The organism is Amycolatopsis jejuensis (assembly GCF_000717335.1).
GTDB classification, from domain to species: Bacteria; Actinomycetota; Actinomycetes; order Mycobacteriales; family Pseudonocardiaceae; genus Amycolatopsis; species Amycolatopsis jejuensis.
In genome coordinates this window covers 117,581-138,730 of sequence record NZ_JNYZ01000014.1, presented here as the reverse complement: position 1 = coordinate 138,730, position 21,150 = coordinate 117,581, and the positions used below count along the sequence as shown (strand labels likewise).

General features: G+C 70.9%; 19 protein-coding genes. 9 read left to right on the top strand and 10 right to left on the bottom strand.

What is annotated here, in order from left to right:
* Positions 1-155: 155 nt before the first annotated feature.
* The 9 genes from OO71_RS21550 to OO71_RS21505 form a co-directional block, all read right to left on the bottom strand.
* Positions 156-2,345, bottom strand: coding sequence for an intein-containing Rv2578c family radical SAM protein (locus OO71_RS21550; RefSeq protein WP_211260572.1), 2,190 nt, complete (start codon positions 2,343-2,345; stop codon positions 156-158).
* A 34-nt stretch (positions 2,346-2,379) separates the two neighbouring features.
* Complete coding sequence (sthA, locus tag OO71_RS21545) at positions 2,380-3,792, bottom strand: Si-specific NAD(P)(+) transhydrogenase (RefSeq protein WP_051791821.1); 1,413 nt, start codon at positions 3,790-3,792, stop codon at positions 2,380-2,382.
* Positions 3,793-4,051: 259 nt separating this feature from the next.
* Positions 4,052-5,365 carry a type I glutamate--ammonia ligase gene (locus OO71_RS21540; protein WP_033291708.1) on the bottom strand — a complete coding sequence of 438 codons (1,314 nt, stop codon included), beginning with the start codon at positions 5,363-5,365 and terminating at the stop codon, positions 4,052-4,054.
* Positions 5,362-7,152 (bottom strand): IucA/IucC family protein, encoded by a 1,791-nt coding sequence (locus OO71_RS21535; RefSeq protein ID WP_033291638.1) that lies wholly within the window; start codon positions 7,150-7,152, stop codon positions 5,362-5,364. Before OO71_RS21535 ends, OO71_RS21540 begins: the two co-directional genes overlap by 4 nt.
* Complete coding sequence (locus OO71_RS21530; RefSeq protein ID WP_033291637.1) at positions 7,149-8,432, bottom strand: lysine N(6)-hydroxylase/L-ornithine N(5)-oxygenase family protein; 1,284 nt, start codon at positions 8,430-8,432, stop codon at positions 7,149-7,151. Before OO71_RS21530 ends, OO71_RS21535 begins: the two co-directional genes overlap by 4 nt.
* Entirely contained in the window at positions 8,429-10,153 is a 1,725-nt protein-coding gene (locus OO71_RS21525) for a pyridoxal phosphate-dependent decarboxylase family protein (RefSeq protein WP_084145125.1), read from the bottom strand. The genes OO71_RS21530 and OO71_RS21525 overlap by 4 nt, the downstream gene beginning before the upstream one ends.
* A gap of 719 nt (positions 10,154-10,872) precedes the next feature.
* Positions 10,873-11,829: an LLM class F420-dependent oxidoreductase gene (locus OO71_RS21515; RefSeq protein WP_033291634.1), complete on the bottom strand. Its 957-nt coding sequence runs from the start codon at positions 11,827-11,829 to the stop codon at positions 10,873-10,875.
* Positions 11,826-13,943, bottom strand: a complete 2,118-nt coding sequence (locus OO71_RS21510; RefSeq protein ID WP_033291707.1) for a S9 family peptidase — start codon at positions 13,941-13,943, stop codon at positions 11,826-11,828. Before OO71_RS21510 ends, OO71_RS21515 begins: the two co-directional genes overlap by 4 nt.
* A 21-nt stretch (positions 13,944-13,964) precedes the next feature.
* Positions 13,965-14,816, bottom strand: a complete 852-nt coding sequence (locus tag OO71_RS21505; RefSeq protein WP_033291633.1) for a PPK2 family polyphosphate kinase — start codon at positions 14,814-14,816, stop codon at positions 13,965-13,967.
* A gap of 169 nt (positions 14,817-14,985) precedes the next feature.
* Between OO71_RS21505 and rocD the strand changes: the two genes are divergently transcribed.
* On the top strand, positions 14,986-16,206 hold the full coding sequence (rocD, locus tag OO71_RS21500; protein ID WP_033291632.1) for an ornithine--oxo-acid transaminase: 1,221 nt from the start codon (positions 14,986-14,988) through the stop codon (positions 16,204-16,206).
* Positions 16,207-16,248: 42 nt separating this feature from the next.
* Positions 16,249-16,830, top strand: coding sequence for a phosphatase PAP2 family protein (locus tag OO71_RS21495; protein WP_033291631.1), 582 nt, complete (start codon positions 16,249-16,251; stop codon positions 16,828-16,830).
* Here OO71_RS21495 and zapE read toward each other — a convergent pair.
* Positions 16,772-17,815: a cell division protein ZapE gene (gene zapE / locus OO71_RS21490; RefSeq protein WP_033291630.1), complete on the bottom strand. Its 1,044-nt coding sequence runs from the start codon at positions 17,813-17,815 to the stop codon at positions 16,772-16,774. The two genes, OO71_RS21495 and zapE, sit on opposite strands and share 59 nt — an antisense overlap.
* Positions 17,816-17,973: 158 nt before the next feature.
* Here zapE and OO71_RS21485 point away from each other — a divergent pair, with 158 nt between their 5' ends.
* The 7 genes from OO71_RS21485 to OO71_RS21455 all read left to right on the top strand — a co-directional run bounded on the left by OO71_RS21485 (position 17,974) and on the right by OO71_RS21455 (position 21,148).
* Positions 17,974-18,504, top strand: coding sequence for an RNA polymerase sigma factor (locus OO71_RS21485; RefSeq protein WP_033291706.1), 531 nt, complete (start codon positions 17,974-17,976; stop codon positions 18,502-18,504).
* On the top strand, positions 18,501-18,905 hold the full coding sequence (locus tag OO71_RS21480) for a hypothetical protein (RefSeq protein WP_033291629.1): 405 nt from the start codon (positions 18,501-18,503) through the stop codon (positions 18,903-18,905). Before OO71_RS21485 ends, OO71_RS21480 begins: the two co-directional genes overlap by 4 nt.
* 115 nt (positions 18,906-19,020) lie before the next feature.
* Positions 19,021-19,455 carry an Asp23/Gls24 family envelope stress response protein gene (locus OO71_RS21475; protein ID WP_033291628.1) on the top strand — a complete coding sequence of 145 codons (435 nt, stop codon included), beginning with the start codon at positions 19,021-19,023 and terminating at the stop codon, positions 19,453-19,455.
* 28 nt (positions 19,456-19,483) lie between these two features.
* Positions 19,484-19,660 (top strand): hypothetical protein, encoded by a 177-nt coding sequence (locus OO71_RS51305; protein ID WP_033291627.1) that lies wholly within the window; start codon positions 19,484-19,486, stop codon positions 19,658-19,660.
* A complete protein-coding gene (locus tag OO71_RS21465; RefSeq protein ID WP_033291626.1) occupies positions 19,657-20,028 on the top strand; it encodes an Asp23/Gls24 family envelope stress response protein in 372 nt (123 codons plus the stop codon). Before OO71_RS51305 ends, OO71_RS21465 begins: the two co-directional genes overlap by 4 nt.
* The gene (locus OO71_RS21460; protein ID WP_033291705.1) at positions 20,028-20,564 is read left to right on the top strand and encodes a DUF6286 domain-containing protein; all 537 of its coding nucleotides are present in this window, start codon (positions 20,028-20,030) and stop codon (positions 20,562-20,564) included. Before OO71_RS21465 ends, OO71_RS21460 begins: the two co-directional genes overlap by 1 nt.
* The gene (locus tag OO71_RS21455) at positions 20,561-21,148 is read left to right on the top strand and encodes a hypothetical protein (protein ID WP_033291625.1); all 588 of its coding nucleotides are present in this window, start codon (positions 20,561-20,563) and stop codon (positions 21,146-21,148) included. The genes OO71_RS21460 and OO71_RS21455 overlap by 4 nt, the downstream gene beginning before the upstream one ends.
* Positions 21,149-21,150: the final 2 nt, after the last annotated feature.

Below are 21,150 nucleotides of genomic sequence, written 5' to 3'. Positions count from 1 at the left end.
CGCGGCAAGTCGGGCACGAACGGACTCGACCCCACCTGCTGGGCGGCGCCGCCGAGGCTGCGAACCGGGCACGGACCGGCTCGGCTCGACCGGCTGAGTGGCGCCAGCGAGGCTGCGGGCCGGGGCGGGTAGCGGTGAGCACCTGCGGCCGATGTTCACAGCAGTCGCAACTGTTCCGCCTCCCCCGTCTTCTGCTCCGCGTCCGGCGGCTCGGCCGCCGTATTACCTGCGCCGGGCGATGGGGCTGCCTGCCCGGACGCCGTCCTGCCCGTCCGGAGCGAGAGCTGCCCGGACCCTGCCTTCCGCTTCGGATCAGGCGGCTCGGCCGCCCTGGGCGAGAGACCAGGCGACTCACCCACGCCGGGCGAGCGACCTAGCGGCTCGGCCACCCCGGGCGAGAGACCTGGCGACTCAGCCGCCCGCTCCCCCATCCGCTGCACCGGTACCCCGGGCGTACCCGTCCCCGGGGGATCAGCCACTCCCGTGCGGTGTTCGTTGCGCCTGCGTGGGTCCAGACCGTGCCGTCGCAGCAATGGACCCACCCGCGCCGCCAGCCGTTCCCGATACCCGCGGTCCACGTAACTCCCCCGTGCGTACAACCGGCGGTACCTCGGCACCAGCTCCGGGTACGTCCGCTTCAGCCACTCCGCAAACCACTCCCGCGCGCCCGGACGGAGGTGCAGCGGCAGGACCGTCACGCTGGTCGCCCCGGCTTCGACCAATGCGGCGAGCAGCGGGTCCAGCGCCTCCACCGAATCTGTCAGGTACGGCAGCACCGGCGCGACCATCACCGAGCAAGGCAGCCCCGACGCGGCGGCCTTGCGGATCAGGTCCAGTCTCGCCCGGGGGCTCGGCGTGCCCGGTTCCAGGCGCCGCTGCAGGTCGCGGTCCAGCAGGGCCAGTGAGACCGCCAGGTGCACCGGCACGTCCTTGCCTGCCGACTCCAGCAGTGGCAGGTCGCGGCTCAGCATTGTGCCCTTCGTGAGGATCGACAGTGGCGTGCCGGAATCCGCGAGCGCGCGGATGATGCCCGGCATCAGCCGGTAGCGGCCTTCGACCCGCTGGTACGGGTCGGTGTTCGTGCCCATCGCCACCGGCTCCCGTTGCCAGCTCGGGCGTTTCAGTTGCGCGGCAAGCACTTCCGGTGCGTTGACCTTCACCACGACCTGGGTGTCGAAATCCCGCCCGGCGTCGAAATCCAGGTACTTGTGCGTGTTCCGCGCGAAACAGTTGTGCGACACCATCCCGTCGGCCACGAAATCGCCAGTGCCCGTCGTGATGTCGAACAGCGGCAGCTCCATCCCCAGCGACGCGACCGACGTGACTGTGCGCCGGACCCCGCCGATCACCGTTCCGTCGAGCGAGCGTTTCCACTCGACTGCCGGGTCGACCAGATGCAGGAACCGCAGGACTTCGCCGGTTCCGCCGGTGAGCCGTGCCTGGCGGCGGCCCGGATGCTGCCGGTGGCCGACCGTCTCGTATCCGAACGAGAACCGGTCCAGCGCGACGAACAGCGTGTCCACGACCTCGGTCTCGTCGTGCGCGATCGACAGGATCCCGCGCCGGTAGCCGCCCGCGAGGTCGAACAGCCCGGCCAGGAACCCGCGCGACCAGTGCGCGTCGGGCTCCTTCGGGATCCGCATGAAGCCCACCGACGACCCGAAGTCCGGCAAGTAGGCCAGCGCCCGCGCGGCCGCGTCGGCCTCCGCGGCGAACCCGCCGGAGCGCAGCATCCCGCACAGGTACCCCGCGCGATAGCCGAGCGTGTCGTCCGGTGTGCGCATGAACCGGCCACCGCCGACCAGTTCCGCGCCTGCCTCCAGATGCGGACGCTGCGCCCTGCCCAGCCTGCTGCCGGTGACGTACTTCCAGCCGCGCGAGCTGAGGAACCGGTGGTCCGGACCAGCGACGATGCGGGTGCCGTCGTCGAGCGAAATCCGGTACGCCTCCCGCACGGTGGTCCAGTGCGCCAGCACCTCCGTGGGCACCAGCCGCCGCGCGACGCCGTGGCCGCGCGTGCCCATGATCCGGTCACCCGCGCGCAGTTCGGCAATCGGTTTCGCCCGCCCGTCGGCCATCAGCACCGGCGTATCGCCTTCGAGGCAGTACGTGCACGCGTGCGAGCATCCCCGGTACGGATTGACCGACCACCGGAACGGCACCTGCGACGCCTCGGGTACCCGGTTCAGCACCGACCGGGCACGCACCTCGTGGAAGGTGACCCCGTCGAACTCCGGGACCCGCACGGAGCGCACCACTTCTCCGAAAGCCCCGAGGCCCGGCAGTACCGGCTCCTCCCTCCCTGCTCGCAGCTGTTCCCAACGCACCCATCTATTCGAACACATGTTCTAAGCGCTGTCAAACATATGTTCGAACGGATTACCCCGAGAAGCGCTCCAGCGCGCGGATCTTGTTGGTCGCGTCGAGGGCGGCGACCTTGTACGCCTCGGACAGCGTCGGGTAGTTGAACACCGCGTCCACCAGGTAATCCACCGTGCCGCCGCAGCCCATCACGGCTTGCCCGATGTGCACGAGGTCGGTCGCTCCGGTGCCGAAAACGTGTACTCCCAACAGTTTCTTGTCGGCTGTCGATACGAGAAGCTTCAACATCCCATAGCTGTCCCCGGAAATCTGCCCGCGCGCCAGCTCGCGATACCGCGCGATGCCGACCTCGTACGGCACCGAAGACGACGTCAGCTGCGCCTCCGTCGCGCCCACGTACGAGATCTCCGGGATCGTGTAGATCCCGATCGGCTGCAGCGCACCGATGTCGTTCGCCGGTTCGCCGAACGCGTGGTACGCCGCGAGCCTGCCCTGGTCCATCGACGTCGCCGCGAGCGCCGGGAACCCGATCACGTCGCCGACCGCATAGACGTGCTCGACCCCGGTCCGGTAGTGCTCGTCGACCACCAGCCGACCGCGCGCGTCCGCGGTGAGTCCGGCCGCCTCCAGTGCCAGCGCCCCGGTCATCCCCTGCCGGCCGGCCGAGTACATCACCGCGTCGGCCGGGATCCGCTTGCCGCTGACCAGCGTGGTGACGGTCGAATCGTCGGACACCGCCACGTTCGCCACCTTCTCGCCGAACCGGAACGTGACACCCAGGTCGCGCAGCTGGAACTTGAGCGATTCGACGATTTCCGGGTCGCAGAAATCGAGCATCTGGTCCCGCTGCTCGACGACGGTCACGCGCGAGCCGAGCGCGGCGAACATCGACGCGTACTCGATCCCGATCACCCCCGCACCCACGACGACCAGCGACGACGGGATCTCCTCCATCCGCAGGATCTCGTCGGAATCGAGGACGCGCACGGCGTCGAAGTCGACATTCCCCGGGCGCGCCGGGCGGGTGCCGGTGGCGATCACGACGTAGTCGCCGGTGATCGTGCGCCGGTCGCCGCGGTGCTTGCCGTCGACGAGGACGGTGTGCGGATCCGCGAACGAGCCCGTGCCGACCACCAGGTCCACGTGGTTGCGCAGCAGCTGCGCGCGCACCACCTGCACCTCGCGGCCGACGACGTGCTGCGTGCGCGCCATCAGGTCCGCGATCGTGATGTCCTGTTTCACCCGGTAGCTCGCGCCGTACAGCTCGCGCTGGTTCATGCCGGTCAGGTACAGCACGGCTTCGCGCAGCGTCTTCGACGGGATGGTGCCCGTGTTGACGCAGACGCCGCCGACCATGTCGTGCCGGTCGACGACCGCGACCTTCTTCCCCAGTTTCGCCGCCGCGATGGCGGCCTTCTGCCCACCCGGACCGGAGCCGATGACGATGAGGTCGTACTCGTGTTCGCTCACGGCACCGAGCCTGCGCACTCACGCGGGGCGGCGCAAGTCCCGCGGACCAGGTCGTCACCCGCCGGACAGCGGTCGTTCAGGACCGCCGGGCACCTCAGCGGTGAGCAGCGAGGCCGATCGCCCCCCGGGACAACGGCCAGCGAGAAGACCAAAGTATTCGGGAAGTACCCTTCCACCTTTTAGGGGCGGCGGTACGCATCCACCTCGCCTGAGTCCGGCACCGAGGTGTCCTGCGCCGAGGCGCCCTGCGCCGAGCCGCTCAGGACCGCAGCGCACCCCGGCGGCGTTGCAGGTCGGTGACCGCGGCCAGGCCCGCGTCGAGTTCCTCCCGCAGCAGCGCAGCCTGCTGTGCGGCGACGTCCTCGCCCAGCAGATCCGCGACGCGACCCTCCTCCAGCAGCTCCAGGGCCTCCCAGGGCGACCCGGCCAGCTGCCCGCACGGCGTGCCCGCGTCAGGCGGGGTCAGCCGTTCCGCCAGGCCCGCCGTACCTGCGGCGAGCAGGGCGGCGACCACGAGGTGCGGCTGGGCGTCGGCGCCCGCGAAGCGGAATTCCAGCCGTGGTGCGGACGACGGGCCGCAGAGCCGTACCGCAGCCGTCCGGTCGTCCGGGCCCCATCGCAGGTCCCGCGGCGAGAACGGCGCGGTGCGCAGCCGGACATAGCTGTTCCACGTCGGCGCCAAGATCGCAGACAATGCTCGTGCATCCCTCAACACCCCAGCCAGAAACGAGCCTAGCACAAAAGGGAACCCGGCCGGACCGTCCGAAGTGGACAGTGAAAGGTGGACGTGACACGAATTGCCCTGCCCCGGTTCCGGCGCGGCCAGGTAGTCGGCGCGCAGGTCATGCCGAGCGGCGACGCGACGGGTGACCAGCTGCAACAGCAGCGCGTCATCGCACGCGGCGAGCGCATCCCGGTGCCGCAGCACGACCTCGTACTGCCCCGGATGGCACTCCGCCCGCGCCGATTCGACGCCCAGCCCGGCCGCCGCGGAACGCAGATCGGCGAGCAGCGGCGTCAGGCTTTCCGTGCCGCCGAGGGCATAGTCAACACCGTGCCCGGTGAGCGGAACCCCTTCCGCAGTTCGGAAAACGACCTCGTGCTCGATCCCGATCGACGGGACCAGCCCGTGCTCCTCCAAGCGGGCCAGCTGGTCCCGCAGCACCGTGCGCGGCGCCAGCCCGGCCGGTGTCCCCGACGGGAACTCCGCATCCCCGACCACCGCCCACGTCCGGTCCCCCAGCGGGAACGCGGTCGCCGCGTCGAGCCGGACCGGCAGGTCACCGAAACCGCCGAGATACGGCTTCAGCGGCCCGGTTTCCGGCAGTGGTTCGCGCTCGGGGGTCCAGGCGAAAACGTAGCTGCACACGCCGTACCCGCTGGTCAAGACCTCGGCGGCGAACGGCGCGGCCAGCTCCACGGCGGCGAATCGCGCGTGCGGATCGGGTACCAGCAGGAGAAGCCGCGCACCGTCCTCGGCGAGCACGCGCCGCAGCACTCCCGCGGCCGCCGCGCCCGCTTCCGCGCGGACGGCCAGCGACCGCGGCCCGACGGGACGCTCGAACGGGCTCACCACGCGCCGTCCGGATCGGGCGCGGGCAAGGGATTCGGGACGCGCCCCCAGCGGACGTCGAACTCGTCGTCGCGTTCGACTTTGTCGAAGCCTTGTCCGGCTAGGTGTTCGCGGTTCAGCGTGACGCGTTCGACGTCCGGCGCGAACAACCGGCAGGCGTCGAACCGCTCGGCGACGTCCGGGTTTTCGTCGCGGTAGCGGCCGACGACCGCCCGGACCAGCGCCCAGAAATCACCGCGCGCCAGGCCGAGGTCGTCCAGCAGGATCTCGGCCCAGAACCGCAGCTGTCCGGAGAACACCGAGCTGAACAGCGACTGCGCGAGCAGATGCGCGGGCCAGCGCAGCATGTCGGCCGCGGCGTCGGCCGGAAGTTCGGCGTAGCACGGCAATTCCTCGTCGAGCAGGTCGACACCTTGGGCGAAATCCTTGATCGCAACACGCAGGGGACGGCCTTCGGCATCGACGATCAGGACAAGGTTTTGACCATGGGGGCAGAATCCGACACCATAACGAAGAAGCCAATGCAGGAGGGGCGTGAGCACCAAGTCTAGCAGCCGAGAAAGCCAGTTTTCCGCGCCGTCGCCGGATCGGGTGATCAACTGGGTCAGCACGGATTCGCCTGCCGCGTCCCGATAAGGCAGTGCGGCAAAGGAAATCGCCTGCTCACCATCGCCGAGCCGCGCGACGAGCGGCTCCCGCCACAATGCGCCGAGTGTCTCATGGAATCGGTACGGCAGCTCCTCCAGCGCGCCGAACAGCGGATGCCGCACGGACACGCTCGCCACCTCGCCGAGCAGCTCGAAGCGGTACTTCCCGGACAGCAGCGGGTCGGCCGCGTCGATCCGGCGCAGCCATTCGGTGACCGACGGACCGGCGAGCGTCGCCGCCGAGTTCAGCCCGCGGTAGACCAGCGTATTCCGTACCGAAACCGCGGTTTTCACGTCACGCCGACGCGGGCGCGAGCGGTTGGCCAGCGTCCGGACTGTCTGATGTGGACGGTAGACGTCACGGCTCTCGCCCAGCTCGGCCATCCGGCCGGTGGCCAGCTCGGCCGCATAGAGCGTGCCCACGATTTCGTCGGCCTGCCACGGATGGACCGGCACCCAGACGTAGTCCGCAGGATCACCCAGCCGCGCCACGCGCGCGGTGAACTCCGCACGGGTTTCGTCGTCCAATTCCTCGCGCAGCAAAGCATCGACACTCAAACCGGCAACACTGCGGAACTGCGCGAGATCTCGGTGTACAGCGTACCAGCGCAACCGGATGTCCGCACCGGATTCCGGCGCATAGCGAGCCCGATCGCGGGCGGAAAACCCGACGCGGCCCTTGTTCAGCACCAGCCGCGGATGCCCGGTGAGGTGCCCGTCGGCCAGGTTGTAGTCCATTGTGGACAGCGTGGCGGCACTCGGAGCGCGCCGCAATCGGGTTGCTTCATTGGCCACAGTTGCGGTCAACTCGGCAAGGACGTCAGCTAGCCGGAGACCAGTGAGACCGAGCTGTTCGCGCGCATCGACGATCAGCGCGCGTGGGTCGTCCGCGGGGGTATCCGTATCGTCAGCGCGGCGAAAAGCACTGCCAGGCAAGACAGTCCACGATTCGAAGGCACCGCGACGCGCCTCGAAACGGTACTGGACGCTCGGCAGGTCCAGCAGCCAGCTGCGGTGCCCGGCGCGCGCCGGTTCGCCGGGTTTGGGCTCCAGCAACGCTTCGTAGGACAGCTCGCCGAGCATCTTGTGCGTGACGAGCGAGCCCGCGGCCCGCCAGGCGGCGTCGTCGGTGAGGGTCACAGGTCCTCCGTCTGGTCGAGGCCGAACGTGGTGAAGGCGGTGCGCTCAGGCAGGTCGTACACCGTTTTTCCGCACACAGCATTGAGAATCGCCGCCGCGCGCCAGGCGCCGAGGCCGAGATCCGGCGCGCCCGGGCCGTGCGTGTGCCGCTCGGCGTTCTGGACGAAAAGGGATCCGGGCACGTCGAGCTGCACGCGGTAGTCCGCCCCGATCACGAGGCGCCCCTTGGCATCCCGGCGCACCGCGTCGCCGAGGCCCTGCAGCAGCGGCCCGGTGGGCGTTTCGGCATATCCGGTGGCCGCGACGACCGCGGACGTCCGATGTGTGCCCATTATTCCTTGCTGCACCTGCTGCAGGGACAGCTCGATGTCGTCACCGACTTTTGCCGACACCACCTCGACCCCCGGCGTGAGCACCGCTTCGGGCCAGCCGCCGCCGATGCTGCGCCGGTACAGCTCGTCGTGGATCGCGGCCATCGTTTCGGCGTCGATCCCTTGGTACAGCTGCCATTGCGAAGGCAGCAACTCGTCGCGGACCGGTTCGGGGAGGCCGTGGAAGAATTTCGTGTAGTCTGGGGTGAACTGCTCCAGCCCCAGTTTAGAGTATTCCATCGGGGCGAACGCCGGCGTCCTCGCCAGCCAGCGCAGACCGTCCACAGTGGACCGTGCGCGCAGCAGGTCGAGGAACACCTCCGCGCCCGACTGTCCCGAGCCGACCACCGTCACGCGCTCCGCGGCGAGCAGGTCCGCGCGATGCGTGAGGTAGTCGGCGGAGTGCAGGGCGAGCACGTCGGGCGCGGACACCAAGGGCTGCAACGGTTCCGGCACGCTCGGCTGCGTGCCGACGCCGAGCACCACGGCCTCCGCGAGCACCGGATCGGTGCCGCCGAGCTCGAACGCGTCCTCCTCGGGTACCCAGCGCAGCCCGGTGACCTCGTGCCCGAACCGGCACGACGGCAGCCGCGCGGCAGCCCAGCGGCCGTAGTCGTCGTACTCCGCGCGCGGCAGGTGGAACCGTTCGGCGAAGTAGAACGGCAGCAGGCGGCCGCGTTCGCGCAGGTAGTTGAGGAACGAGTGGCGGCTGGTGGGGTCGACGAGCGATACCAGGTCGGCGAGGAACGGCACCTGCAGTGTTGCGCCGTCCACGAGCAGGCCGGGGTGCCAGCGGAACTCCGGGCGCGCGTCGAAGAGCACGACGTCCAGGTCCAGCGGATCGGCCAGCGCGGCAAGGGAAAGGTTGAACGGCCCGATCCCGACGCCCGCGAGGTCGAAGCGCCTCACGACGCGACCGGGCTTTCCTGCTTTTCGACGGCTTGCGCCGCGGCCGCCACCGTGTCCAGCAACGCGCGGTAGTCGGCAGGCGTGGTGTGCGGGTGCAGAAGGGTGAGCTTGAGCCACAGCTGGGTGGTTCCGTCCGGACCGGTCGGCAACGCAGCGCGGCCGATCACCGCGGCGCCGTCTTCGAGGAGGGTACGGCGGACCTGCGCGACGAGCTCGTCACCGGCCGGGCCGGACAGCTCGTCGGCCCGATTCGGGCGGAAGACCACTGTGGACAGTTCGGGCGCACCCCACGAGCGCAGCGCCGGATGGCCGTCGATGAGCGCGTGCACGCCGGAAGCCGTGGCACAGCAGCGTTCCACGAGCTCGCCGACGCCCGCGGTACCGAGCGCGCGAAGGGTGACGGCCATGCGGAACGCGTCCGGACGGCGAGACGTGCGCAGCGAACGGCCGAGCAGATCGGGAAGACCGGCTTCGGTGTCGTCGTCGGCGTTGAGGTACTCGGCGCGGACGGTGAGCGACTGCAGAGCCGACTCCTCGCGCGCGGCGAACACCCCCGCGGCGACCGGCTGCCAGCCGAATTTGTGCAGGTCGAGCGCGACGGAGTCGGCCAACTCAAGCCCGGCGACGCGGTCACGGAGGGTTTCACTGCAGAGCGCGAGCCCGCCGTACGCCGCGTCGACGTGCAGCCGCGCGCCAGTGCGACGGCAGATCTCGGCGATCTCGGGCAACGGGTCGATCCGGCCGGTGTTGGTGGTCCCGGCCGTCGCGACGACCACCGCCTGCGCACCGAGCGGCGCGAGCGCGGCGGCCAGCGCGGAGGGAACCAAGCGATCGTCGAGACAGGGCACGACGACGGGCGCAGGCAGCCCGAGCAACCAGGCCGCGCGCGCGACGCTGTGGTGCGAGTTGGCGCCGCAGACCGGCCGGGTCGCCGAGGTCTCGCGGGCGAGCAGGAGGCCGAGGAGGTTGGATTCGGTCCCGCCGGTGGTGATGAGGGCATCCGGCCGCGCGGCTTGCGGGTAGCAGAGGCGTGCGATGCCGGTGGTGAACTGGCGCTCGATCTCACTCGCGACGGGTGCTTGGTCCCAGGAATCCATGGAGGGGTTGAGCGCGGAGGCAACGACGTCGGCCGCCACGGAGACGGCCAGCGGGGGGCAGTGGAGGTGCGCGGCACAGGCCGGGTCGGCAGGGTCGGCAGATCCGGCGGCGAGGAGGGTGGTGAGCTCTTCGAGGGCTTGCTCGGCCCCGACACCTGCCCGGGGGAGGAAGTCGTGGGCGTGACTTGGGTGGTCGGTGGGGCAAGCCGGGGTGGGAAGAGGGCCGGTCGGTGCGGGTGCATCGGTGAGGAGGGCTTGGTGGGGAAGACCACGTGCCGGCGCGGGTGGCTGACCGAGGACGTCGGAGGGAAGGGCTGGGCTGAGAAGACCGCCACTCGGCGCGGGTGCCTCACCGAGGACATCGACGGGAAGAGCTGGGCCGGAAAGAGCCCCCGTCGGCGTGGGTGCATCGGCGAGGATGTCCGCGGGAATGGCCGAGCCGGGAAGACTGCCACTCCGCGTAGGTGCATCGCCGTGGGCGTCCCCGGGCGACGCAGGTTCCGGCAATGTCCCGCCGCTTGTGGTGTCCGTCGTCCGGGGCGAGCCTGCGGCCAGGGTTGCCGCGACCGCTGCCGGGCCGCCGGACGGAACCGGGCCGCCTCGCTCCGCTGTGCCTGCCGCCATTCCGCGGAGTGCGACCGGGATCAGGCGGGCCAGCCGTTCCGCGCCACCGGGGCCGCCGGCCAGCCAGGCTGAGGGCGCATCCTCCATCGAACCGCCTTTCTTAGGGTAACCTTGCCTACCCTACGCAACAATACGGACACCCACCGACAGCCTGCGACCGGGTGGGCACCCGTGCCCAGCATGGAGTGCGGACGCCGGTCGACGCGTCCGCCATTCGGGAGACCACGCTTCACCCGAACGCCACGCACCGGGAACGGCCGGTGCCCGAACCGGGGCAGGACTGGGCGATCTGCGAATCCCCGGCCCGGTACGCAGGTGGGCGGGACGGAGCGGCCCGGGACACCTGACCGGCACGCAACTGGGCGGGACAATGCGGTCCGCGAAACCAGGTCCGGCAGGCAGCCGGGCGGGGCGGGGCGGGGCGGGAGACCAGACCTGGCACGAAGCCGGGCCGGACAAGACGGCCTCGCGAAACCCACGCCCGACACCCAGCCAGGCGGGAAGAGGACATCCGAGAGACCAGACCCGGCACCGCAACCGGGCAAGGCAAGACGAGACGGCCCGGGAGGCCCAGGCCCGGGACACCGCCGGGCAGGACAAGGGGGTCGCGAGACCCAAGCCGGGCAGGACAAAGGGCGAGCCGCCAGCCCCGGGGACCCAAGCCAGGCAGGACAAAGCCGATCCGAAGGACCCGGCTCAGGGCGAGAAAAAGCCCGAAGTCACCCCCTCGCCGGAGCCAACCCCCTTACCTCGGCGAATACGTCGCCTCCCGTGGGTAGTACCTGGATCACCGGCGTGGTCAGCCCGTTGTCCACATAGGACTGCACCTGCTCGCGGCACGCGTCGGCGTTGCCGTGGATCACCAGGGCGTCCACGACTTCGTCCGGGATGACCTCGTTCGCTCGCTTTCGCTCTCCCGCTGCCCACGCCTCGTGCATGGGGCGGAGCGCGTCACCGCGGCCGAGCCAGTCGTGGAAGGCTGCGTAGGCGGGTACTGTGAGGTACGAAGAGATCAACATCCGGCCGAGGCCTCGCGCGACCGAAGCATCCTCCGTGGGGCACACGAAAATCCGCGCGACCAGCTCGACGTCGGGGCCGACCACCGCGCGCACCCGGGGTACGTCGGAAGCGGCGAGCCAGTTCGTGATCGCGCCGTCCGCTTCCGCCGCCGCCAGGCGCAGCATGCCGGGGCGTAGTGCGGCCAGCATGATCGACGGCGCCGGGTCCGGGGCGCGCTCCAGGCGGAACCGCGAGACCGCGAACGTCGGGTATTCCTCGGTCACCTTCTCCCCCGCCAGCGCCGAGCGGAGGAACCGCAGCGTGTCGCGCGATCGCTGAAACGGCTCGGTAAAGGCGCCCGCATTCCAGTCGCGCACGATGACCGGTGACGAGGTTCCGATGCCCAGCACGAAGCGGCCCGGCGCGAGTTCCGCGAGCGTTGACGCGCTCATCGCCAGCAAGCCCGGACCACGCGTGTACACCGGCACGATCGCGGTGCCCAAGCGGAGTTGCGGTGCCCATTGGGAAGCCAGCACCAGCGGCGCGAAGGCGTCCGTACCTGCGGTTTCGGCGGTCCACACATCGGTGTACCCGAGATCCGGCAGCTCCTCGACCAGCGCCCGGTGCTCGGCGAGCGGCACGCCGGTGAACGGGATCGTCAAGCCCCAGCGGCTCATCCGTCTTCCTTCCCGCCCGCGACCGCGGCCAGTTCCCGATGAAGCCAATCGACCTGTGTGCGCATCAGGTTTTCCGCGACCTCTTCGGCCTGCGGCGTCATGTGCGTCGCGCCCGCGAGCGGCAGGAACACATGCGGACGGCCCTTCGCCAGCAACGCCGACGACAGCCGCAGCGAGTGGGCCGGGAATACGTTGTCGTCGGCCAATCCGTGCACGATCAGCAGCGCCCGCGCAAGGGATCCTGCGTCCGCGATCAGCGAATTGTGTTCGTAGCTCTCGGGTTCGTCCTGCGGCGTGCCCAGATACCTTTCAGTGTAATGGGTATCGTACGACGACCAGTCCGTGACCGGCGCGCCCGCGACGGCAGCGTGGAACACGTCCGGACGGCGCAGCACCGCCAGCGCGGACAGGTACCCGCCATACGACCAACCCCGGATCGCAACCCGCTCCAGATCCAGCTCCGGCCGCAAAGCCGCGGCCGCCTGCAGCGCGTCGACCTGGTCGGCCAACGTGACATCAGCCAGCTTACCGGCGATCTCCTTCTCCCAAGCCGGACCGCGACCGGGTGACCCGCGGCCGTCCACCACCAGCACGGCGAAGCCCTGGTCGGCCAGCCACTGCGGAGTCAGGAAAGCGTTGCGGCTCTGCAAAACCCGCTGCGCATGCGGGCCGCCGTACGGGTCGAGCAGCACCGGCAGCTTGCCCTCGCTCGGCTCGTATCCCCGTGGCAGCACCAAAGCCGCCCGCAGCGCGCGGTCGCCAAGCGTGAGCCAGGTCAGGTTCGGCACGATCTCCGGGTCCACAGTGGACGAACCGATCGACCCCGCCGGGACCCCGTCCCGGAGCACGGTCACCGTAGGTCCACTGTGGTCCAAACTCCACGACGTGAGCACCGTCAGCGCAGCATTGCCCGAGCCACCGTGTACGCCGTCCACAGTAGACAGACGACGTACCCCGTCGCGCGAAGTCCGGTACAGATGCACCTGCGTCGGGTCGTCCTCCGATGCGGTGAACAGCACCTCCGCCCCGACGTGCAACACCGAACGCAGCTGCATTCCGGCCGGGGTGACCGCCTGACCGTCCACCACGAGCCGGTGGTCGCCGTCGGTGGCGCTCTCCACCACCAGCTTCCCGTCCGACGTCCACGCGGGCACCCCCTGGACGATCTCCACCCAATGCTCGTCGGTCTCGGTGTGCAGTCCGGTGACGGACCCGTCAGCCGGATCCAGCGCCAGCACGGTGAGCCGCCGCTGGTCCCGCGGCTGCACCGCCAGCAACGGCGCCCCGCCCGCCGACCAATGCACGGTGACCAGGTACTCCCACTCCCCGCGAGCCACGTCGACCCGGCTGCCGTCCAGCCCCAGCACCGCGAGCGAAACCTCGGCATTGGCCGACCCCGCCGACGGATACGCGACGACATTCGCCGCCTGCTGCGGGTTCGCCGGGTCGCCGATCGTCCAGCGCGGCACCGGCCCGCGGTCCGACCGCTCCACGATGAGACTGTGCCCGTCCGGCGCCCACCAGTACCCGCGCGTCCGGTCCATCTCCTCCGCCGCGATGAACTCCGCAAGCCCCCACGAGATGTCGTCGCCGTCCTCCTCGACGAGCGCGCGATCCTCCCCGGTGGCCAGCTCGATCACGCGCAACCGCCGATCCCGCACGTACGCGACATGCGTACCGGTCGGGTTCGGCCGCGGATCGACCACCGAACCGTCGACCAAGATCCGCGTCTCGCCGGAAGCGAGGTCGAGCGTGTACAGCTTGCCCGACAACGTGAAGGTGACCACCGTGAACGCGTCATCCACGCCGAACGCCACCACACCGCCGCCGGTCTCCCGGGCCCGCTCACGCCGGGCTCGTTCCTCCGGCGGCAGGTCCTCGTCACCAAAGTCGCCAAGCAGCTCCGCCGCGTCCACGAGCTTCGTCTCCTCGCCGGTGGCGAGATCGAACGACCACAGGCTGTGCCGCGGGTCGGTGCCGGTGGCGCTGCGCAGGAACAACACCCGTGAACCGTCCGGCGCGACCCGGAACTGCTTGGGCGCGCCGAGCGTGAACCGCTGGGTGCGGGCCTGCCGGCGGAGGAACGGGAGGTCGTCGAGTGCGGAGTCGGTCACGTCCGGCACTCTTTCAGACGATCAGCCGCCGGCGCCAACACCCTTCAGCGCGACGCGCTGCTCGGCCACGTCGTAGGTGGGTTCCGGGAACTGCGGGCCGAGCTCGGTCAAGGTCTCCACGAGCAACTCGGCGACCGCCCAGTTGCGGTACCACTTGCGGTCGGCAGGCACGACGTACCAGGGCGCGTGCGTGGTCGAGGTCCGCTTGAACACGTCGGCGTACGCGGCTTGGTAGGACGGCCAAGCCCGGCGCGCTTCGATGTCCGACGGGTCGAACTTCCACCGCTTCTCCGGCCGGTCCAGCCGCGCGGTGAGCCGCCGCAGCTGTTCCTCGGGCGAGATGTGCAGGAACACCTTCACCACCGTGGTCCCGCTTTCGGCAAGCTCTTTCTCGAAGGCGTTGATCTGCGTGTACCTCTGCCGCCGCTCGGCCGCGTCGAGCTCGCCGAGGACCCGCGGCACGAGGATGTCCTCATAATGCGAACGGTCGAACACCCCGAGGTGGCCCGGCGCCGGAAGACGGCGGCGGATGCGCCACAGGAAATCGTGCCGTCGCTCGGCGGCCGTGGGCTTCTTGAACCCGGCGTACTGCACGCCCATCGGGTTCACCAGGCCGAGCACGTGCCCGACGGTGCCGCCCTTGCCGGAGGTGTCCATGCCCTGCAGCACCAGCAGGACGCTGCGCTCGCCGCCGCCGATCCCCTCGGCGTACAGCGCTTCCTGCAGCCCGGCGAGCCGCTCCCCCGCCGACACGAGTTTCTTGCCGCCCTTGTCCTTCTTCTCCGGACCCACCGGCGACGAAGCCGGGTGCGGCAGCTCGCCGTTCGCCCGGAACGCGTCGCGGACCCGGTTCCCGTTCGCTTTCTTCGCCATCCGGCGACGATAACCGCGGGGGCCGCCGATGCCGCGGACCCGGGCCGGGTGTCATCCGGTCGGGCGACGCAGCATTTCGCCGGTCAAACCCCGTAACTGCGCAATGAACGACGGGAAAAAGCAACGATTCCCGGCTGAACTCCCCGCGGGCGGCCTCTAGCCTGAACGCATGACTGCGTCTGCCCGGCCCGCCGCCACCTCCGGCTTCATCGCGCTCGACGAGCACTGGAGCACGCACAACTACCATCCGCTCCCGGTCGTCATCGCCGAAGCCGAAGGCGCCTCGGTGACCGACGTCGACGGGAAGTCCTACCTCGACTTCCTGGCCGGCTACTCCGCGCTCAACTTCGGCCACCGCAACCCCGAGCTGATCGCCGCCGCGACCGCGCAGCTCGGCCGGGTCACGCTCACCTCGCGTGCCTTCCACCACGACCAGATGGGCCTGTTCTGCCAGGAACTGGCCGAGCTCACCGGCACCGAGATGGTGCTGCCGATGAACTCCGGCGCCGAGGCCGTGGAGTCCGCGGTGAAGGTCGCGCGCAAGTGGGCGTACCAGGTCAAGGGCGTGCCGGAAGGGACCGCGGAGATCGTGGTCGCCGGGTCGAACTTCCACGGCCGTACCACCACCATCGTGTCGTTCTCCGACGACGAGACCGCCCGCGCCGACTACGGCCCGTTCACCCCGGGCTTCGTGCGCGTGCCCTACGGCGACGCGGCAGCGCTGAAGGCCGCCATCACGCCGAGCACCGCAGCCGTGCTGATGGAGCCGATCCAGGGCGAAGCGGGGGTGATCGTGCCTCCGGCGGGCTTCTTCGCCGAGGTCCGGCGGCTCTGCGACGAGAACGACGTGCTGATGATCGCCGACGAGATCCAGTCCGGTCTCGCCCGCACCGGCACCACGCTGGCGCTCGAACACGAAGGTGTCCGGGCCGACCTGTCCACCCTCGGCAAGGCGCTCGGCGGCGGGATTCTCCCGGTGTCGGCGGTGGTCGGGCGGCGGGACGTGCTCGGCATGCTCAAGCCGGGCGAGCACGGTTCGACCTTCGGCGGCAACCCGCTGGCCTGCGCCGTGGGCCGCGCGGTGGTGCGGCTGCTGAACACCGGCGAGTTCCAGAAGCGGTCCACCGAACTCGGCGCGCACCTGCACGAACGGCTCGCCAAGCTGGTCGGCGACGGTGTGTCGGAGGTCCGCGGCCGCGGTCTGTGGGCCGGGGTCGACATCGCGCCGGGCGGGCCGTCCGGGCGCGAGGCGTCCGAGGCGCTGGCCGGATTGGGCGTGCTGTGCAAGGAAACGCACGACCACACACTGCGGGTGGCGCCGCCGCTGGTGATCACCGAAGCCGAGCTGGACCGCGGGATCGACGCGATCGCCCAGGTCGTCCGCGGCTGAGCAGGCCCAGGCTGGCGGTCACTTTCGCGTAGGCTCGATTCCGTGACCGCCAGGCGGGCGCTTGCCCTTTTCGCCGCGCTCTGCGCGCTGGCTGCGCTCGTGCTGGGGCTGCTCGTGTCCGCCCGCGCGCCCGGCTCGCTGGACCTGCGCGCCACCCACGCCACCACCGATCTCAGCACCCGTTTGCTCGACGCACTGGTCCTGCCCACCGAGCCGTACGTGCTCGTGCCCGCGATCGCGCTGATCGCCGGGGTGCTCTGGTACCTGCGCCGCCGCCGGGACGCGCTGCTCGCGGTGGCGGCGCCGCTGGTCGCGGCCGTGCTCAACACCTGGGTGCTGAAGCCTGCGTTCGGCCGATGGAAAGGTGGCTCGCTCGCGTATCCGAGCGGCCACACCGTGACGCTGGTGACCGTGCTCGTCGTGGTCGTGCTGGTGGTGCGCCCGAAGGTGCTCGCGTTCGTGATCGGCGCGGTGCTGCTCGCGTGCGCGACCGTCGGCATGATCGGCCTCGGCTACCACTACCTCACCGACATCGTGGGCGGCGCGTGCTTCGCCGCCGCCGTGGTCACCGGGTTGCAGGCGGCGCTGTCACCGCGTCCCGGGCCAGAGCTGTCAACCGGCTGATCGCACGCAGGTACTTCTTGCGGTAGCCGCCGTTCAGCATCTCCTCGCCGAACAGTTCGGGCAGCGGCACACCGGACACGACCACCGGGATCGCCCGGTCGTACAGCCGGTCGGCGAACGCGACCAGGCGCAGGCCGACGTTCTGGTCGGGCGCTGTGGTCACGTGCTTCAGGTGCACCCGCTGCACGCCGTCGAGGAGCTTGCCGTACCGCGACGGGTGCAGCCGCTCCAGATGGGCCACCAGTGCGCCGAATTCGTCCACAGTGGACCCTTCGTGCGTTGCCGCGGACGCTGCCAGCTCCTCGTCCGTGACCGGCGGCGGCGCGTCGGGCAGGCCGCGGTGGCGGTAGTCGGGGCCGTCGACGCGGACCACGCCGAAACGCCGGGACAGCGCCTGGATCTCGCGCAGGAAGTCCTCGGCGGCGAACCGGCCTTCCCCCAGTTTGTCCGGCAGGGTGTTGGACGTCGCGGCCACGCGGACGCCCGCGTCGGTCAGCTCCTGCAGCAGCCTGCTGACCAGCGTGGTGTCGCCGGGATCGTCGAGCTCGAACTCGTCGATCGCGAGCAGCCGGTGCTCCGACAGCCGCTGCACCGCATTCCGGAAACCGAGCGCGCCGACGAGGTGGGTCAGCTCCACGAAGGTGCCGTACGCCTTGGGGCCCGGGGTCGCGTGCCAGGCCGACGCGAGCAGGTGGGTCTTGCCGACCCCGAACCCGCCGTCGAGGTAGAGCCCCATCGGGCCGTCCGGGGCCGCGGACCCGCCGCCGAACAGCGAACGCAGCCGCGACTTCTTCGCCGGGACCGCGCTGATCCGCGCGGCGAACGCGGAACATCCCTCGACCGCGGCGGCCTGGCTCGGCTCGTCGGGATTGGGCAGGTACGTCGAGAACCGCGCCTCGCCGAACCGCGGCGGCGGCACGAGGGACGCGATCAGCTCGTCGGCCCCGAGCTCGGGAAACCGGTCCGTCAGGGCAGCTGCGGGCATGGTCGGAGAGCCTAACCGGGCCGGGGTGGCCTGCCGAGCACGCCCGCGTACCGCAGATCCCCCGGTCGAGGGCGGTTACGGCGCCGCGGGAGGATGGTCGGCGTGCGGAGTATGTGGGCACCATCACCGGGCGGGCGTCCGCGTCCGCGGTGCGGCTGATGGACTGCGACCGCGAGCTAGTCGCGGCGGCCGCTCTCGGCGACCACGCTGCCTTCGACGCGCTCGTCCGACGGCACACCCCGATGATGTTCCGCGTCGCACTGCGGATCACCGGCACTTCCGCCGAGGCCGAGGACGTCGTACAGGACGCCTGGCTGTGCGCATGGCGGGCGCTGCCGTCGTTCCGGCAGGAGTCCGCCGTGTCCACCTGGCTGTACCGCGTGGTCACGAACGGCGCGCTCCGGGTGGTGCGGCGGCAACGGCCGACCGTGCCCCTGGACGAGGCGACCGGCCCGGTGACGCGAAGCACCCCGGAACGACAGGTGGTGGACGCCGAGCGGATCGACGCGGTGCTGCGCGCGATCGCCCGGCTCGACGTCGCGCAGCGGGTGCCGCTCGTGCTGCGCGAACTGGAGGGGCTGAGCTACGAGGAGGTCGCCGAAATCCTCGAGGTCGGCGTCCCGGCCTTGCGTTCCCGGCTGCACCGGGCCAGGGTGGCGCTGCTCAGGCAGTTGAGGGAGCGGCCATGACGGACCCCGAGCAGGACCCGCGCTGGGCCGCCGTGCGCGCGGCGGGGCGGCATCCGGTACCGACGCCACCCGGGCTGGTGGACCGGGTCCTGCGCTCGCTCGACGGGGTCCGCGGGCGCTCGGTGCGGTTCGGCGGCGTCACGATGACCGAGCCGGAGTTCCTGCGGATCGCGCGCGAGGCGGCGGAGACGGCGCGGGTACCCGGGCTGCACGTGTCGACGGTCGCGCTGGTCGGCGGGCGGCTGCAGCTACTGGCGACCGTGCAGTTCGGCGTGCTCGCGGACGAGGCGGCGGACCTGCTGCGGGAACGGCTCGCCGCGGCGCTGGCCGGTCAGCTCGGCGTACGGCCGCCCGCGGTCGACGTGCACGTCATCGACGTCGAAGCTCCCCCATCCGAGTGACCCCGCGTGAGTTTTCGCCCGGTCGGGAGGTCGTTCCGGCAGGCACGTCTCCGGCACTGCGAGCCCGTCGCGGCGACACTGGACGTGTCATGACCGCTACAGGGAGCGAGAACCGATGCCGACCCCGAACCGGCCCGACCTGCCCGCCGCCCCGCTGAACGAGGACGCGTCGGCCGGGCGCACCACGATTTCCCCGCTGGTGGTACAGAAAATCGCCGCCCTCGCCACGCGTGAGGTACCCGGGGTGCACGCGCTGGGCGGCGGGGTGTCGCGGGCGATCGGCGCGCTGCGGGACCGGATCCCCGGGTCGGGCAGCACCTCCACCGCGGGCGTTTCGGTGGAGGTCGGCGAGAAGCAGGCCGCGATCGACCTCGACGTCGTCGTCGAGTACGGCGCCCGGATCGCGGACGTCGCGCGCGCCGTGCGCCGCAACGTGATCACCGCCGTCGAGCAGATCACCGCCCTCGAGGTGACCGAGGTCAACATCGCGGTGAACGACATCCACCTGCCCGGCGAGGAAGACGAACCCGAGTCCACGCGGGTCGAGTGACCAATCCCGACATCCAGGAGGAGAAACGTTGAACGCCACGCAGACCGGGATCCTCGCCGGGCTGATCCTCGGCCTCGCCGCCACGCAGGGTTTCACCGCTTTCCTGGTGACCTTCGCGGTCGGCATCATCGGGCTGGTCGTCGGCCGGGTCCTCGACGGCGAACTCGACCTCGGCGACATGTTCGGAAAAGGCCGGGACAAGTGACGCGGGCGGCCGAGCGCAGTCTCCCGGAAGCCGCCGAGCGCGGGTCGCTCACCATCGCGCCCGCCGTCGTCCGGAAGGTCGCGCAACATGCCGCGGACCTGGTGCCCGGCACCATGGCGACCGAACGCCGCGTCGCCGGGGTCAGCACCGGAACGTCGGGCGCGAGCGCGAAAGTCGGCGGCGAGGACAACGACGTCGACCTGGTCCTCGACCTCGCGCTGCGCTATCCGGCACCGGTGCGCGAGGTGACCGGGCGGGTGCGCGCGAAGGTCGTCGAAGAGGTCGAGCGGATCACGGCGTACCACGTGCGGTCCGTTGCCGTGCGGGTGAGCGCGCTGCTGCCGGATGTGCCGCCGAGGGTGCGATGATGCGCCTTCTCGTCCGTTTGCTGTCCACGCTGCTCGGTCTGGCCGTCGCGGCGGGTGGGGCGTTGCTGGCGCTGGAAGCCGGATGGGCCTGGTGGCAGCCGGGCAAGGCGCCGCTGCTCGTGCCGTGGCCGGAGTGGAAAACCGAGCTGGCCGCACTGGACTGGACCAGCACGCCGGTACGGATCGCCGCCGGAATCGCGGTGGCCGCGGGAATCCTGCTCCTGCTGCTGGCGCTCGGCGCGGGCGATCGCGCAGTGCGGATGACCGATCCGGCCGACGGCATCAGCGTCAGCACGTCGCCGCGGGCGCTCGCCCGGATGGTCGGGATGGCAGTGCGGGCACAGGACAACGTGCGCGGTGCGTCAGTCACGGCCAGCGCGCGCCGGGTACGGGTCCGCGCTACGAGCCGATTGGCCGACGAGGCGCAGCTGCGGCCACGGCTGCTGGAAACGGTTGCCGGGGTGCTCGACGAACTGCCGCTGCAACGCCAGCCCAAGGTCTCCGTCGTCGTCGACTCCCCCAAGGACCACCGATGAGCGCTACCCCAGCCCGCCGCGCGCAAGGTCGTTCACACGGCGCCGAACGCACGCTGACCTCGCTGGCCGGCATCGCGGCCGTGCTCGGCGGGGCCGGGGCGCTGGTGGTCGGGACGGGCTGGCTCGGCCGGTTCCGCAGCCATCGTCCGGTGCTGGACCCGCTGGTCGTCGGCTGGGTCGGGGACCATGCGCTGTATGCCCGGATCGGGGCGGTCGTGCTCGGGGTCGTCCTGCTGGTCCTCGGGTGGTGGTGGTTTTTCCGTTCGCTGCGCCCGGAACGACGGCCGGACCTGCAGCTCGACGACACGCTCACGGTCACCTCCGGGGCGCTGGCCGGGGCCGTGCAAACGGATGCGGAGAGCGTCGACGGCGTTACGCGTGCCAGGGCCCGAGCGGTGGGAACAGCGGCTGAGCCAGCGCTGCGGATCACCGTGTGGCTGGCCGAGGGCACGGACGTCCGGCGCGTGTGGGAGGACCTCGACGGGTACGTCCTCACCCGGGCAAGGGAGTCGCTCGGGGTCGGCACGCTGCCGGCCGCGGTGCGGCTCGAACTCGACACTACCGGCCCGGCACGCGTGCGCTGACC

What these genes read in the sequence shown, in the direction of transcription:
- OO71_RS21550 (WP_211260572.1), bottom strand. Translation starts at nt 2,345, where the DNA reads ATGTGTTCGAATAGATGGGTGCGTTGGGAACAGCTGCGAGCAGGGAGG.
- OO71_RS21525 (WP_084145125.1), bottom strand. Translation starts at nt 10,153, where the DNA reads ATGGCGGCAGGCACAGCGGAGCGAGGCGGCCCGGTTCCGTCCGGCGGC.
- OO71_RS21515 (WP_033291634.1), bottom strand. Translation starts at nt 11,829, where the DNA reads ATGAGCCGCTGGGGCTTGACGATCCCGTTCACCGGCGTGCCGCTCGCC.
- OO71_RS21505 (WP_033291633.1), bottom strand. Translation starts at nt 14,816, where the DNA reads ATGGCGAAGAAAGCGAACGGGAACCGGGTCCGCGACGCGTTCCGGGCG.
- rocD (WP_033291632.1), top strand. Translation starts at nt 14,986, where the DNA reads ATGACTGCGTCTGCCCGGCCCGCCGCCACCTCCGGCTTCATCGCGCTC.
- zapE (WP_033291630.1), bottom strand. Translation starts at nt 17,815, where the DNA reads ATGCCCGCAGCTGCCCTGACGGACCGGTTTCCCGAGCTCGGGGCCGAC.
- OO71_RS21485 (WP_033291706.1), top strand. Translation starts at nt 17,974, where the DNA reads ATGGACTGCGACCGCGAGCTAGTCGCGGCGGCCGCTCTCGGCGACCAC.
- OO71_RS21480 (WP_033291629.1), top strand. Translation starts at nt 18,501, where the DNA reads ATGACGGACCCCGAGCAGGACCCGCGCTGGGCCGCCGTGCGCGCGGCG.
- OO71_RS21475 (WP_033291628.1), top strand. Translation starts at nt 19,021, where the DNA reads ATGCCGACCCCGAACCGGCCCGACCTGCCCGCCGCCCCGCTGAACGAG.
- OO71_RS21460 (WP_033291705.1), top strand. Translation starts at nt 20,028, where the DNA reads ATGCGCCTTCTCGTCCGTTTGCTGTCCACGCTGCTCGGTCTGGCCGTC.
- OO71_RS21455 (WP_033291625.1), top strand. Translation starts at nt 20,561, where the DNA reads ATGAGCGCTACCCCAGCCCGCCGCGCGCAAGGTCGTTCACACGGCGCC.